Source organism: Saccharopolyspora gloriosae (assembly GCF_022828475.1).
Classification (GTDB): domain Bacteria; phylum Actinomycetota; class Actinomycetes; order Mycobacteriales; family Pseudonocardiaceae; genus Saccharopolyspora_C; species Saccharopolyspora_C gloriosae_A.
In genome coordinates this window covers 1,860,940-1,875,483 of record NZ_CP059557.1, presented here as the reverse complement: position 1 = coordinate 1,875,483, position 14,544 = coordinate 1,860,940, and the positions used below count along the sequence as shown (strand labels likewise).

Annotated in this window: 8 protein-coding genes and 2 pseudogenes; 7 read left to right on the top strand and 3 right to left on the bottom strand. The window is 70.9% G+C overall.

All coding sequences use genetic code 11. The features are described from left to right. The first annotated feature begins 19 nt into the window (after window positions 1–19). The 7 genes from H2Q94_RS08010 (at window position 20) to H2Q94_RS07980 (ending at window position 6,429) form a co-directional block, all read left to right on the top strand. The gene (locus tag H2Q94_RS08010) at window positions 20–1,426 is read left to right on the top strand and encodes a glycosyltransferase (protein WP_243793720.1); all 1,407 of its coding nucleotides are present in this window, start codon (window positions 20–22) and stop codon (window positions 1,424–1,426) included. A 117-nt stretch (window positions 1,427–1,543) separates the two neighbouring features. After that, complete coding sequence (locus H2Q94_RS08005; protein ID WP_243793719.1) at window positions 1,544–2,596, top strand: DegT/DnrJ/EryC1/StrS family aminotransferase; 1,053 nt, start codon at window positions 1,544–1,546, stop codon at window positions 2,594–2,596. A gap of 29 nt (window positions 2,597–2,625) precedes the next feature. After that, complete coding sequence (locus H2Q94_RS08000) at window positions 2,626–3,792, top strand: cytochrome P450 (RefSeq protein WP_243793718.1); 1,167 nt, start codon at window positions 2,626–2,628, stop codon at window positions 3,790–3,792. A gap of 31 nt (window positions 3,793–3,823) precedes the next feature. After that, a complete protein-coding gene (locus tag H2Q94_RS07995; RefSeq protein ID WP_243793717.1) occupies window positions 3,824–4,021 on the top strand; it encodes a ferredoxin in 198 nt (65 codons plus the stop codon). Between the two features lie 144 nt (window positions 4,022–4,165). Further along, entirely contained in the window at window positions 4,166–4,795 is a 630-nt protein-coding gene (locus tag H2Q94_RS07990) for a helix-turn-helix domain-containing protein (RefSeq protein ID WP_243793716.1), read from the top strand. Between the two features lie 72 nt (window positions 4,796–4,867). Next, a complete protein-coding gene (locus H2Q94_RS07985; RefSeq protein ID WP_243793715.1) occupies window positions 4,868–5,536 on the top strand; it encodes an enoyl-CoA hydratase-related protein in 669 nt (222 codons plus the stop codon). A gap of 53 nt (window positions 5,537–5,589) precedes the next feature. Beyond that, window positions 5,590–6,429, top strand: a complete 840-nt coding sequence (locus H2Q94_RS07980) for a GNAT family N-acetyltransferase (RefSeq protein ID WP_243793712.1) — start codon at window positions 5,590–5,592, stop codon at window positions 6,427–6,429. A gap of 136 nt (window positions 6,430–6,565) precedes the next feature. On the opposite strand, the gene H2Q94_RS07975 is transcribed toward H2Q94_RS07980, so the two are convergent. The 3 genes and pseudogenes from H2Q94_RS07975 to H2Q94_RS07970 all read right to left on the bottom strand — a co-directional run. Continuing rightward, window positions 6,566–7,753, bottom strand: a complete 1,188-nt coding sequence (locus H2Q94_RS07975) for a cytochrome P450 (RefSeq protein WP_243793709.1) — start codon at window positions 7,751–7,753, stop codon at window positions 6,566–6,568. 553 nt (window positions 7,754–8,306) lie between these two features. Continuing rightward, window positions 8,307–9,371 (bottom strand): annotated as a pseudogene (locus tag H2Q94_RS31115) (thioesterase domain-containing protein); the annotation flags it as partial. A gap of 321 nt (window positions 9,372–9,692) precedes the next feature. Continuing rightward, window positions 9,693–14,372 (bottom strand): annotated as a pseudogene (locus H2Q94_RS07970) (SDR family NAD(P)-dependent oxidoreductase); the annotation flags it as partial. Between the last annotated feature and the right edge of the window lie 172 nt (window positions 14,373–14,544).

Sequence of the window (14,544 nt, the reverse complement as noted above, 5' to 3'; positions counted from 1 at the left end):
TCTCGTGGAGGGTGTGTTCATGGCGTCGACCCGGCGGCCGATCCTGTTCGTCAGCTACCCGGAGAGCGGTCTGCTGAACCCGCTGCTGGTGCTGGCGGAGGAGATGTCCCGGCGGGGCGTGCAGGACCTGTACTTCGCCACCGACGACAACCGGGCCGACGACGTCGCTGCGCTCAAAGCCGACAGCCCCGTCGAGTTCGTCCCGCTCGGACCGGTGGTGCCGGAGATGTCAGCGGTGACCTGGGACGACGAGACCTACCGGGAAGTGACCCAGCGATCCCGCTTCAAGGCGCACCGCGCGGTCATCCGGCACACCTTCTCCCCCGAGGCGCGCATCGACAAGTACCGCGCGCTGGAGAAGGCCGTCGAGGAGATCCGGCCCGCGCTGATGGTGGTCGAGAGCATGTGCTCCTACGGCTACGAACTCGCCATCACCAAGAACATCCCGTTCGTGCTCGGCGTTCCGTTCATGCCGAGCAACGTGCTCACCTCGCACGTGCCGTTCGGCAAGTCCTACACCGGGCCGGATTTCCCCGTCCCGCACTCCGGACTGCCCTACGAGATGAATTTCCGGCAGCGGTTGCAGAACCGGCTGTTCAAGTTCCGCACCCTCGGCATGTTCCTGACCGCCGAGCTGCGCGAGCGCGCCGCGCGGGACCAGCGGATCCGCGACGAACTCGGCATCGCGAAGGAAGCGGGCGGGTTCATGCCGCGCATCGAGCAGGCCGCGATGGTGCTGTGCTACTCCGTGCGGGAGCTGGACTACCCGTTCACGGTGCCGGACACCATGCGGCTGGTGGGCACGATGGTGCCACCGCTGCCGCAGGCACCGGACGACGACGGGCTGACCCGGTGGCTCGGCGCGCACGAATCCGTGGTGTACATGGGATTCGGCACCATCACCCGGCTCACCGCCGACCAGGTCGAGTCGCTGCTGGAGGTCACCCGCAGGCTCGGTGAGCGCGACACCCACGTGCTGTGGAAGCTGCCCGCCGAGCAGCAGCACCTGCTGCCGGACGAGCTGCCCGCGAACCTGCGGGTCGAGAAGTGGGTGCCTTCCCAGCTCGACGTGCTCGCCCACCCCAGCGTGAAACTGTTCTTCACCCACGCCGGCGGCAACGCGTTCCACGAAGGACTGCACTTCGGCAAGCCGCTCGTCGTCCGTCCACTGTGGGTGGACTGCGACGATCAGGCGGTGCGCGGCGAGGACTTCGGCGTCAGCCTCACCTTGGACCGGCCGGAGACGATCGACGTGGCGGACGTGCTGGACAAGCTCGTCCGGGTGCTCGACGAACGGTCGTTCCGGGACCGCGCCCAGCGGTTCGGCCGGCTGCTGCACGACGCGGGCGGCCGGGAGGCGGCGGCCGACCTGCTGCAAGCCCTGCCCGCGCTCTCCGACCAGGAGGCGAAGGGCCTATCGGAGTGATCCGCGTGGCGGTCCCGGTAGCGCAACCTCGGTGGCGGTGGCCCGCTGCGCAGCCGGTCACCGCTCATCGGCTCCGCTGACAGGACAAGACCACGACCCGTGCTGAAAGGACCCCGGATGCGCTACCCCGTCTCGAAACCCTGGCTGCAAGGGCGCGAGCTGGAGTACACCAGCGAGGCGATCAGCGAGAACTGGATCTCCTCGCAGGGGCCGTTCGTACGGCGCTTCGAGCAGGAGTTCGCCCGCTACAACGGATCCGCGCACGGCGTGGCCTGCTCCTCCGGCACCACGGCGCTCACGCTGGCGCTGCGCGCGCTCGGCGTCGGCGAGGGCGATGAGGTGATCGTCCCCGAGTTCACCATGATCGCCTCGGCGTGGGCGGTGACCTACACCGGCGCCACGCCGGTGTTCGTGGACTGCGGCGACGACCTCAACATCGACGTCACGCGGATCGAGGAGAAGATCACCCCGCGCACCAAGGTGATCATGCCGGTGCACATCTACGGCAGGCGTTGCGACATGGATCCGATCATGGAGCTCGCCTACGAGTACAACCTGCGCGTCGTGGAGGACTCCGCCGAGGCGCACGGCGTCGCCCCCGTGGCCGACGTCGCGTGCTTCTCGCTGTTCGCCAACAAGATCATCACGGCGGGCGAGGGCGGCATCTGCCTCACCGACGATCCACGGCTGGCCGAGCAGATGGCGCACCTGCGGGGCATGGCGTTCTCCCGCGATCACAGCTTCCTGCACAAGAAACTCGCCTACAACTTCCGGATGACCGCGATGCAGGCCGCGGTCGCGCTCGCCCAGACCGAGCAGCTCGACCACATCCTCAGCGTGCGCCGCGACATCGAGAAGCGCTACGACGACGGGCTGCGCGCCATCGACGGCATCACGCTGATGCCGCCGCGCGACGTGCTGTGGATGTACGACCTGCGCGCCCGCGACCGCGAGGGCCTGCGCGCGTTCCTCGCCGAGCACGGCGTGGAGACGCGGTTGTTCTTCAAACCGATGAGCCGCCAGCCCGGCTACCTCGACCCGGTGTGGCCGTCGCTCAACGCCACCCGGTTCAGCGAGGACGGGCTCTACCTGCCCACGCACACCGGTCTGACCGCCGACGACCAGGAGTACGTCGTCGGCAAGGTGCGCGAGTTCTACGCCGCGAACTGATCACAACAGACGACGATGGAGAGCGGATCATGGCCGACGTGGTCGACTTCCCGTTGCGCCGCCCCGGCGCGTCGTTCCCGCCCGCCGAATACGCGGGATTCCGGGAACAGCCCGGCCTGGTGCGTTCCAGGCTGCCCACCGGCGCCGTCGTGTGGCTGGTGACGCGGCACGAGGACGTCCGCACCGTGCTCACCGACTCGCGGGTCAGCTCGAACCCGACGCACGAGGGCTTCCCCAGCCTGCTCGGCAAGACCGGCGGCGTGCCCTCCCCGGACACCATGCCCGGCTGGTTCGTCGCGCTCGACCCGCCGGACCACAACCGGTTCCGCAAGACGCTGATCTCGGAGTTCTCGGTGCGGCGGATCCGGGAGATGCGGCCCGCCATCGAACAGGTCGTGCACGACCGCGTCGACGCCATGCTCGCCGCCGGCGACACCGCGGACCTGGTGGCGGACTTCGCGCTGCCGGTGCCCTCGCTGGTGATCTCCAGCCTGCTCGGCGTGCCGAAGGTGGACCGGGACTTCTTCGAAGCCAAGACACGGGTGCTGGTCAGCACCACCGCCACCGACCAGGAACGCGAGGCGGCCACCAAGGAGCTGCTGCGCTACCTGAACCGGCTCATCGCGATCAAGCAGAAGCGCCCGGGCGAGGACCTCATCAGCCGGTTGCTGGCGGCGGGCACCATGTCCGCGGCGGAGCTGTCCGGCGTGTCCATGCTGCTGCTGATCGCGGGGCACGAGACGACGGCGAACAACATCGCGCTCGGCGTGCTCACGCTGCTGATACACCCCGAGTGGATCGGCGGCGAGGGCGTCGTGGAGGAGCTGCTGCGGCTGCACTCCGTGGCGGACCTGGTGGCGCTGCGGGTGGCCGTGGAGGACCTGGAGATCAGCGGGCAGACGATCAAGGCCGGTGAGGGCATCGTGCCGCTGGTCGCCGCGGCCAACCACGACGAGGAGGCCTTCGGCTGCCCGCACCGGTTCGACCCCTCCCGCGCGGCGCGGCACCACGTGGCGTTCGGTTACGGCGTGCACCAGTGCCTCGGGCAGAACCTGGTGCGCGGCGAGATGGACCTCGCCTACCAGGTGTTGTTCGACCGCATCCCTAAGCTGGAACTGGCGAAGCCGGTGGACGAGCTGCCGTTCAAGTACGACGGTGTGCTGTTCGGACTGCACGCGCTGCCGGTTCGCTGGTGACCACGCACCGTTCCCGAAGGAGACCCATCACATGCTCAAGATCACCGCGGACACCGAGCGCTGCGTCGGCGCCGGACAGTGCGTGCTGTCCGCGCCCGACGTCTTCGACCAGGACGACGACGGCGTCGTGACGCTGCTTGACGACAACCCCGGCGCGGAGCACGCCGATGCCGTGCGCCAGGCGGCCCTGATCTGCCCCTCCCAGGCGATCACCGTCGAGGAGAGCTGACCCTCTCCAGCATTCCGACCAGTGCGGGGCGCCCCAACATGGGCGCCCCGCTCTCGCGTTTCCGGGGGCGGACGGCCACCTCGGGCGAGCGGTGATGGTGCAGGTCACTTTGTTCTGGAACGCGTGCTCCATTACGGTGGCGCCATGCCCAGACCGCGCGTGCACGACCTCGACCAGGTACTGGACGTGGCCGAGCGGCTCGCCGTGGAGGTGGGGCCGGAACGGCTCACCGCGCGCCTGCTCGCGGCGGAGGCCGGCGTGCCCAACGGGGCGATCTACCACGCCTTCGGCTCACTGGCGGCACTGCGCGGGCGCATGTGGCTGCGGGCCGCGGACGACTTCCTGCGACTGCAGACCGGGCTGATCGATCGAGCGCTGGGCGCCGATCCCGGGTTCGACGCGGCGGTGAACGCCGTGGTCGCCGCCGCCGACGCTCCCGCGCGACTCGCCGAGACGCGCCCGGCGTCGGCCCGGATGCTCATGACGGTGCGCAGGGAGCAACTGCTCGGCCCCGAACTGCCCGGCGAGCTCGCCGACGAGCTGCTCGGACTGGACCGGCGGCTGGTCTCCGAAGTGCTGTGCCGCTTGGCGACGGCGTTGTGGGCACGGCGCGACGGGCCGAGCGTCGAGGTGATCACGACCTGCGTGGTGGACCTGCCGACCGCGCTGCTGCGCCGAGATCTCACCCGGTCCGGCGTCTCCGACGACGTGCGGGCACGCCTCGAAGCGGCGGTGCGAGCGATCCTAGCCCTGGACCCGCCGCCGCCGAGGTGATCGGGAAACCGGCGCACACCGAACAACGCACGACCGACCGCACCTGACGGAAGCCCCTGCGAAAGGATCACCATGCCCACGCTGCACGAGGACGACGGCGTTTTCGTACTGGACCTCGGCGACGACGAGAACAGGTTCTCCCAGGACTGGCTGCAAGCGGTGAACGCGTCGCTGGACACCGTCGTCGCAGCCTCCGGCGCGCTCGTCACGACCGGCCACGGCAAGTGCTACTCCAACGGCCTCGACCTGGAGTGGCTCTTGCAGCATCCCGATGAGCTGCCGTCCTACCGCACCGAAGTGCAGGAACTGCTGGCCCGTGTGCTCACCTTGCCGGTGCCGACGGTCGCAGCGGTCAACGGCCACGCGTTCGGGGCGGGCGCGATGCTGGCCGTGGCGCACGACTTCCGCGTGATGCGCGCCGATCGCGGCTTCTTCTGCTTCCCCGAGGTGGACATCGACGTCCCGTTCACCCCCGGCATGGCCGCGTTGATCCAGCACAAGCTCACCCCGGCCGCAGCGGTCGCGTCGATGACGACGGGACGGCGCTTCGGCGGCACGCAGGCACTCGAACTCGGTGTCGTGGACGAGACGGCGGCCGAAGGCGCGGTGGCGAGCACCGCCGTGGAGCTCGTGCGCCCGCTGGCGGGCAAGAACCGCGACACCCTCGGGACGATCAAGACCACCATGTTCGGCGCGACGGCCGCCGAGCTCCGCGCCGCCGAACCGGCCGCGCAGCCCTGATCCTCGCCGCGGAACCCGAACTCGGACCGTCCGAGTCGAGCTGGAAGGTAGCGATGTCCACCCCTGATCCGACCGCAACGCACTGCCCACCGGAACTGCGCCAGGGCGCGAAGGAGGTCTCCGTGCGGCCCGGTTTCACCGGTCTGCTGTGGACCGATGTGCGCGCCCGGCTGTCCGCCCCGGGCCGGCGGTACCTGCGCCGCACGTTCCCGGCGGTCGCGGTGCAGACGTTCACCGGGACCGACGAGGCGTACTGGCAGGAGTGGCTGTCCGACGAGAAGCTGGACCGGCTCTCCGGGCTCGTCATCGTCCTCGACGGCGACGGTGTTCCCGTGGGCTGGGTGGCAGGCAACGACCGCGAGTTCGGCGGGCGCACGTGCTTCTACGCCAACTCGGCGGGGGTGCACCCGGACCACCAGGGAACCGGGATCTCCAGCACCCTCTGGCGCGCGCTGCTGCGGGCGGCGATCGGCAAGGCGGCGCCACGGAGCCTGTACGCGGTGATGCGCACCGCGAACCCGCTGGTCTACAGCGGGTGGTCGGCCGCCACGGGGCGGACCGACACGACCTGGCCCGCGCCGGGCCGGGAGATCCCGGAGCACGTCCGGCGCATCGCGGCGGACGCCGCGACCGACCTCGGCCAGGCCGACCGGCTGGACCCGGCCACCTCGGTCATCACCGACGCGTACGAAGCCGAGCTGTGGAAGGAACGGCCGACCTCGCACCGCGCCGAGCTCGACGAGTGGTTCGCGGAACTGCTCGGCCCGCGCGACGCGGTGGTGCTCGTCGTGGCGTTCCACCCGATCAGCCTCATGACCCACCTGGTGGTGCACCAGGTCCGCCGCACCCTCGGCCTCCGCAAGAGCAGCTCCTCCCGCAGCGCCCGCACCTGACCCGCCCCGACGGCTCCCCGTGAAGTGAACCCGCAGGGGCCGGGCGAACGGGCCGTTCACCTCAGCGGTGGCGCCAAGTGGCCGCCCCCTTCGACCGGTGGCGCCGGGCGAAGGGGGCGACCACCTCGCGGATGGGTCACCAGGTGATCGGGAGTTCCAGGAGGCCGCCGGAGAGCTGGCCGCTTTCGAGCTTCAGGTCTTCGGGGGCGACCACGACCTGCAGGTCGGGGAGGTGGCGGAACAGGGTGCTGAACGCGGTCTGGAGTTCGACGCGGGCCAGCGGGGCTCCGATGCAGTGCCACATGCCGTGGCCGAAGGTCAGGTGCGGGTTCGGCGCACGGGTCACGTCGAACGTGTCCGGCTCGTCGAAGGCGCGCGTGTCGAAGTTCGACAAGGTGAAGTCGAGCAGCACCAGGTCGCCCGCCTTGATCGTCACGTCGGCGATGTCGACGTCGCCCGCGGCCCAGCGGGGCAGCATCGAACTGCCCGCCTTCGCCGCGCGCAGCACCTCCTCCACGGCGACCGCCATCGCGCCCGCGTCGCGCATCGCGAGGTCCCGCTTGTCCGGGTTGTTCGCCAGCACCAGCACGCCCACGTCGATGTGGCTGACCACGCTGTCCAGGCCGGCGAACAGCACACCGGCGGCGAGCGTGCCGATCCGCTGGTCCTCCACGCCCGCCTCGCACAGCCGCGAGATCACGTCCTCGCCGGGATGCCCGCGTTTGCGTCCCACCAGCTCGGAGATGTACGTGAACAGCTCCTCGGCGCCCTTCTCCGCGGAGGCCGGGTCGTCGAGCACCGCCATCCGGCCCATCAGCTGCAGGATCATCAGGCGATCCTCGGTGGGCACCCCGATCAGCTCGTAGAGCACTTGCAGCGCGAACGGCTGCGAGAACTCGCCGTGCAGGTCCGCGGGCGGTCCCTTGTCCACCAGCGCCCGCACCATCTCCTCGGCGAGCGCCTCCACCTTGTGGCGCAGCCGGGCGAGCCTGCGCGCGGAGAAGCTCGGGGTGAGCAGCTGGCGCATCTCCTTGTGCAGCCGCGTCGCCTCGTCCGGGTCGGAGTCGGTGATCAGCAGGTTGAAGAACGGGGTGTCGACGTAGCGCGGCGCCGACGGCGGATCCGGGTGCGAGCGGTTGATCCGCTCGTCCTTGAGCAGCTCTTTGACCTCTTCGTGCCGGGTGACCAGCCACGCCTCATCGCCCGCGGGCGTGCGCACCTTGCAGATCGGCGCCTGCTGCTGGAGGTCCCGCAGCATCTCCGGGGGTCGGAGCATGGCCGACGGGCCGGTGCCCAGCTTCGGCAGGTCGAGGGATTGACTCATGGGCGATTCCTCCGCGGTGTGGGTGGACTGTGGGCGGGGCAACGGAACCGGGCCGTCACGTTCTACCCGGCTAAGGAGTCGTCGTAGGACGATCTTTGATCTGTGTCTCGTCAGCGGCGGAGCCGATGAGCGGTGACCAGCTTGAGCAAGATGGCCACCGGCGGGTTCGCAGCGGCTTCCTCCCGAGGCCGGTGATTTCGCCGTGCAGGGCTGCTACATGAGAAATCGAGGCCACACCCGGCAAGGGGGCGGCGAGGAAGCCGCCGAGTGACCGACTACGCGGGTTCATCTGAGGAGAGCTCCTAAAAGGTCGTTTCGAAATGATCTTTTGATCGTTGTCCTGTCAGCGGCGAAGCCGCTGAGCAGTGACCAGCTTGCGCAAAACGACCACCGGCGGGTTCTCAGCGGCTTCCTCGCGAGGACAGCGATTTTCGTGGTGTAGGGAGCTACATGAGAAATCGATGCCACACCCGGCAAGGGGGCAGCGAGGAAGCCGCTGAGGTTCCGCTGAGCAACCACCTACGAACGCCATTCTGAAACAACCCCTAAGTGATCAGGTTCGGGCAGGCACCAGTCCTGCCAGCCAGTCGCGCATGACCTGCGCGGTGAGGTCGGAATGTTCCTTGGCCAGGGAGAGGTGGTCGGCCTCGATGGTGCGCACGGCGTCGGTGTCGATCGCGGGCGGCGCCTTGGTGCCGCGGCTGCCGGGGACCGGGACGGAGCAGCGCACCAGCAGGGTCGGCGCGGTGGTCACGGGGGCGTCGGTGAGCGCGGCGACCTTGTTGTACCAGTGCACCATCGCCGAGAGCCGGGAGCTGTTGAGGTTCACCGACGGCGAGTCGATGTCGGCGAGGTAGTAGCTCGCCACCTCGTCGTAGTCGATGTCGTCGTGGGCGTCGTAGCGCAGGCTCAGGGTGTCCAGCAGGACCACCGCGTCCGGCCGCACTCCCCAGGTCTGCTCCAGCATTCCCGCCGCGTGGTAGGCGATGGTGCCGCCGGTGGAGTGCCCGACCAGCACGAACGGGTCGCCGTCGCTGCCGTGCAGTGCGCTCTCGGCGACGGACCGGATCGCGGCCGTGCCGTGCTCCGGCAGGGCCTCCCCTGATTCGAAGCCGACGAGCGGCAGCGCCGACACGTGCCGGGTGCCGCGCAGGTGCGCGGCGATGCGGGCGTACTGGTGCACGCCGCCGGTGGCGCCGGGCGAGCTCACGCAGATCAGCCGCGGATCGGCCGGGCCGTCGGCCAGCGTGACCGGTTCCGGGAGTTCGGCGAGCTCGGCGGGAGTGTCGAAGGTGGGGCGGGTCGCGGCGACCGCGCCCAGCATCCGCATGGACTCCTTCTGCTTGCCGGAGTGCACGCCTGTGAGGAACAGGTTCACCAAGGTGTCGTTGGGGTTTCCCTGAGCGCGCTGCCCGGTGGTTCCGACTCGGTCACCGAGTTCGTTGTCGAGCCATGCGGCCAGCGCCGCCGGTGTCTTGGTGTCGAACACGACCGACGCCGCCAGCCGGAGGTCGAGCACCTCGCCCAGCCGGTTGCGCAGTTCCACCGCGATCAGCGAGTCGAAGCCCAGTTCCAGGAAGTCCCGTTCGGCGTCGACGGCGGCGGTGTCGCGGTGCCCGAGCACGGCGGCGGAGTGTTCGAGGACGAGCCCGGTGAGCAGTTCGCGGCGTTCGGCGGCGCTCGCCGCACCGAGTCGTTCGGACGGCGTGGCGCCGGAGCGGCCGGTGGCGGCGGTGCGGCGGGCGGCGGGGATCAGGCCGCGCAGCACCGGCGGCACGTACTCCTGCGCCCGCATCCCGGAGGATTTCGCCCGCATCGGCACGACCAGTGCTTCGTCGCGGGTGAGGGCGGCGTCGAACAGTGCCAGTCCCTGTTCCAGCGACAGCGGCGGCAGCCCGGAGTTCGCCATCCGCTCCAACTCGGCCTCGGTGAGGTCGCCGGTCATGCCGGTCGTCGGCGCCCACGGACCCCACGCCAGCGACCGCGCGGGCAGGCCCTGGCCGCGACGGTGCTGCGCGAGCGCGTCGAGGAAGGCGTTGGCCGCCGCGTAGTTGCCCTGACCGGGACCGCCCATCACGCCGGAAACCGAGGAGTACAGCAGGAACGCGGTGAGCCCGAGGTCACGAGTGGCTTCGTGCAGGTGCCAGGCGGCGTCGACCTTGGGCCGCAGCACGTGGTCGAGGCGCTCCGGGGTGAGCGAGCCGATCGCGCCGTCGTCGAGCACGCCCGCGGTGTGCACGACGGCGGTGAGCGGATGCTGGGCGAGGATCTCGGCGAGCAGGCCGTCCACGGCGGCGCGGTCGGCGACGTCGCAGGCGGCGATGCGCACCTCGGCACCGTGCGCGGTGAGTTCCGCGCGCAGCTCCAGCGCGCCCGGCGCCTGCGGTCCACGGCGGCTCGCCAGCACCAGGTGCCGCGTGCCGTGTTCGGCGACCAGGTGCCGGGCCAGTTCGGCGCCGAGGCCGCCGGTGCCGCCGGTGATCAGCACGGTGCCGTCGGAATCCGGTCCGGCGGTGTCCGCAGTGTCCTGTTCGGCCAGCGGCAGCAGCCGGGCCACGCGGATCTCCCGTTGCCGCACCGCGATCTGCTGTTCGTCGCCGCCGAGCAGGCCGGGCAGCACCGAGGCGGAGGTGAAGGCGTCGTCGAGGTCGACGAGCAGCAACCGGCCGGGGTCCTCGGCCTGCGCGGAGCGCACCAGGCCCCACACCGCCGCCGCGGCCGTGTCGGCGGGCGCCTCACCGTCCACCGACACCGCGCCTCGCGTCACGAACATCAAGCAGGAGCGGGCGAATCGCTGATCGGACTGCCATTCCTGGAGCACGGCCAGCGCCTGTTGGGCGAGTTCGTGCACGACTTGCGGGCCGTCGGCCGCGAGCCCGCTGACCGGGATCAGGAACACGTCGGGCGCGGTCCCGGTGCCCGTGGTGCCCGCCAAGGTCTCGCCGTAGCCGACGACGGCCTCGTCCGCGCGGTGCAGCGCGTAGGCGAGGTCGAACTCGTCACCACCGATGATCGCCCAGCGCTTCCCCGTGACCGGTTCCGACGCCGGGCCGGGGACCCAGTGCAGGCCGAACAGGGAGTCCTGGCCGGTTTCGCGGACCGCCGGTGCCGCACCGGTCGTGTCGCAGGTGAGGGATTCCACCGCCAGCACCGGGTTTCCCCGCCCGTCGACGGCGACGACCTCGATGCCTCCGTCACGCCTGCCGGCCCGCAGGGTGAGGGTGGCGGCCCCGGTGGCGTGCAGGGACATCCCCTCCCAGCGGACGGCCCGCGGCGCATCGGAGTCCGAAGTGGACTCGACCTGCGCGGCCGCGCGGACCACCGCGTCCAGCAGCGCCGGGTGCAGGTCGTGGTCCGCGACGGAGACGCCGTCGGGCAACCCCACCTCGGCGAAGATCTCGCCCGCCTGCCGCCACACGCCCCCGACCGGGAGCTGCTCGGCATCGGCGGGCACCACACCGGAGAAGTCGATCTCGACGGGGTCGGCCGCCAGCACACCGGTGGCGTGCTCGGTCCACTCCTGCTCGGAGTCGGCCGGGCGAGCGTGCACGGTGAGCGAACGCCGCCCGCCCTCGCCGAGGGAACCGACCTTGACCTGCACCGATACCGGTTCGTTCAGGATGAGCCCGGCGCCGACGGTCAGCGTCTCCACGCGCGCGCACCCGGCCTCGTCGGCGGCGCGCAGCGCCAGCTCGGCGAACACGGACTCCGGCACGGCGCGCCCGGCGGGCAGCCACGGCTGCGTGCTCACCGACAGCCGCCCCGTCAGCACGATCTCTCCGGTGTCGGCGAGCCCCGTGGCCGCGCCGAGCACCGGGTGGTGCACCGAGCGCAGCCCGAGCCCGGCGGCGTCCACCGCACCGGCGGCGGCCGTCGGCCAGAACCGCTCGTGCTGGAACGCGTAGGTGGGCAGGTCGACGCGCCGCGCCCCGGTTCCGGCGAGCAGCTCGGACCAGTCCACCCGCAGGCCGCGCACGTGCAACCGGGCGAGCGCGGTCACGAGCGACGCTTCCTCCGGACGTTCCTTGCGCAGCGCCGGAATCGCCGACGCGGTCTCGGGCAGTGTTTCGTGCGCCATCGCGCAGAGCGTGCCGTCCGGGCCTAGCTCCAGGAACGTCTTCGCGCCCGCCTCGGACAGCGCGCGGACACCGTCGGCGAACCGCACCGCCTCGCGGACGTGGCGCACCCAGTACTCGGGCGAACCGAGCTCCTCGGAGGTGGCGCGTTCACCGGTCACGTTCGACACGATGGGGATCTTGGCGGGCGAGAAGGACAATTCCCGGACCACGGCGCGGAACTCGTCGAGCATCGGATCCATCAGCGGCGAGTGGAAGGCGTGGCTGACGTTGAGCGGCTTCGTCTTGCGGTCGTCGGACTCGATCTCTCGCGCGATCGCTCGCACCCCGTCCTCGTCGCCGGAGATCACGACCGAGCGCGGCCCGTTGATCGCCGCGATGGACGTGGTGCCGGTGAGCAGCGGGGTGACCTCGGCTTCGGTGGCCTGCATCGCGGCCATGGCTCCGCCCGAGGGCAACCGGCTCATCAGCCGGGCGCGGGCGGCGACCAGTTTCGCGGCGTCCGGCAACGACAGCACGCCGGACACGTGCGCGGCCGCGATCTCGCCGATGGAGTGTCCGCCGAGCAGATCCGCTTCGACACCAAGGGATTCGACCAAGCGGTACAGCGCGACCTCGACGGCGAACAGCGCGGGCTGGGTGTTGCCGGTGTCCTCCAGCGCGGACCCGTCCGCACCCCAGATCACCTCACGCAACGAGCCGTCCCGGTGCCGGTCCAGCTCGGCGAGCACCGCGTCGAAGGCCGCCGCGAACGCGGGGAACCGGGCGTGCAGCTCGCGGCCCATGCCGAGGCGCTGCGAACCCTGGCCGGAGAACAGCACCGCCAGCTCGCCCGGGTCGGCGCCCACCGCGCCGCGCGCGACCTCGTCGAGCCCGGAACCGGTGGCCAGCAGCACCGCCCGGTGCTCGAACGCGGACCGGCCGGTCGCCAGCGAGTGCGCCACGTCGGCGGGGTCGGTTTCGGGGTGCTCGGCGTGGAAGGCGGTGATGCGGTCGAGCTGCGCGGCCAGCGCTTGCGGGGTGCGGCCGGAGATCGGCCACGGCACGGCGTCCGGGCGGATTCGGGTCTGCGCCTCGGATTGAGGGGGCTCGGTCTCGGGCGCCTGTTCCAGGATCACGTGCGCGTTGGTGCCGCTGATCCCGAACGACGACACCCCGGCCCGGCGAGGACGGCTCGCGGCGGGCCACTCGGTGCTCGCGGTCGCCAGCTCGACGGAACCGGTGTCCCAGTCCACGTGCTCGGACGGGCCGCTCACGTGCAGCGTCGGCGGCAGCTCACCGTGCCGCATGGCCTGCACCATCTTGATCACGCCGGCCGCTCCGGCGGCGGCCTGGGTGTGGCCGAGGTTCGACTTCACCGAACCCAGCAGCAGCGGCCGCTCCCGGTTGCGGCCGTACGTCGCCAGCAGCGCCTGCGCCTCGATCGGGTCGCCCAGCCGGGTCCCGGTGCCGTGTGCCTCGACCACGTCGACGTCCTGAGTGGACAGCCCAGCGCCCGCCAACGCCTGGCGGATCACTCGTTGCTGCGCGGGACCGTTCGGCGCGGTCAGCCCGTTCGACGCGCCGTCCTGGTTGACAGCGCTGCCGCGCAGCACCGCCAGGATCGGGTGCCCGTGGCGTTGCGCGTCGGAGAGCTTCTCCACCACGAGCAGACCGACGCCTTCGGACCAGGCCGTGCCGTCCGCGTCCGCCGAGAACGCCTTGCACCGCCCGTCGGGGGCGAGCCCGCCCTGCCTGCTGAACGAGGAGAAGTTCGCCGAGGTCGTCATCACCGTGACGCCACCCGCGAGGGCCATCGAGCACTCCCCTGATCGCAGCGACTGCGCGGCCAGGTGCAGTGCGACCAGCGAGGAGGAGCACGCGGTGTCCACCGTCAGCGACGGCCCTTCCAGCCCGAGCGCGAACGACAACCTGCCGGACAGCACGCTCGCCGCCATCCCGGTGGAGGCGTGACCTTCGAGGTCCTCGCTGGAGGCGAGCATCAGGTGGATGTAGTCCTGCCCCGTGGTGCCGACGAACACCCCGGTGCGGCTGCCGCGCACGGTCTTCGGGTCGATCCCGGCGCGCTCCAGGGCTTCCCAGGACACTTCCAGGGCTTGGCGCTGCTGCGGGTCCATCGCGACCGCTTCGCGCGGCGAGATGTCGAAGAAGCCCGGGTCGAATTCGGCCGCGCCGGGCAGGAATCCGCCTTCGGCGGTGGCGCTGCGCCCATCGCCGAGAGCGTCGAGGTCCCAGCCCCGGTCCGTCGGGAAACCGGTGATCGCGTCCTCTCCCCCGGACAGCAGGTCCCAGAGTCGTTCCGGCGAATCGGCGCCGGGGAACCGGCAGGCCATCCCGACGATCGCGACCGGCTCGTGCTTGCCGGACTCCGCGTCCTGGAGGCGTTGCCGCGTCTCGTGCAGATCCGCGGTGACCCACTTCAGGTAATCCACGAGTGTGCTTTCGTCAGGCATCCTCGGGGTCCTCCCTTGATCGAGTTCCTGCGGAGTGGGCCGCGCAGGGGCAGCTTCAGTGCAGGATGTTCGTGATCCGTGTCTTGTCAGCGACGCAGCCGATGAGCAGTGCCCTACTCGGGCAGCTCGATCACCGGCGGGTTCTCAGCGGCTTCCTCGCGAGGACGGCTTTTTCCCTGATGGCGGAGCCACTCGGGAAAGAACCGCTGCACCGGCCAGGGGCGCGGCGAGGAAGCCCCTGAGGTTCCGCTGAGCGACCCGC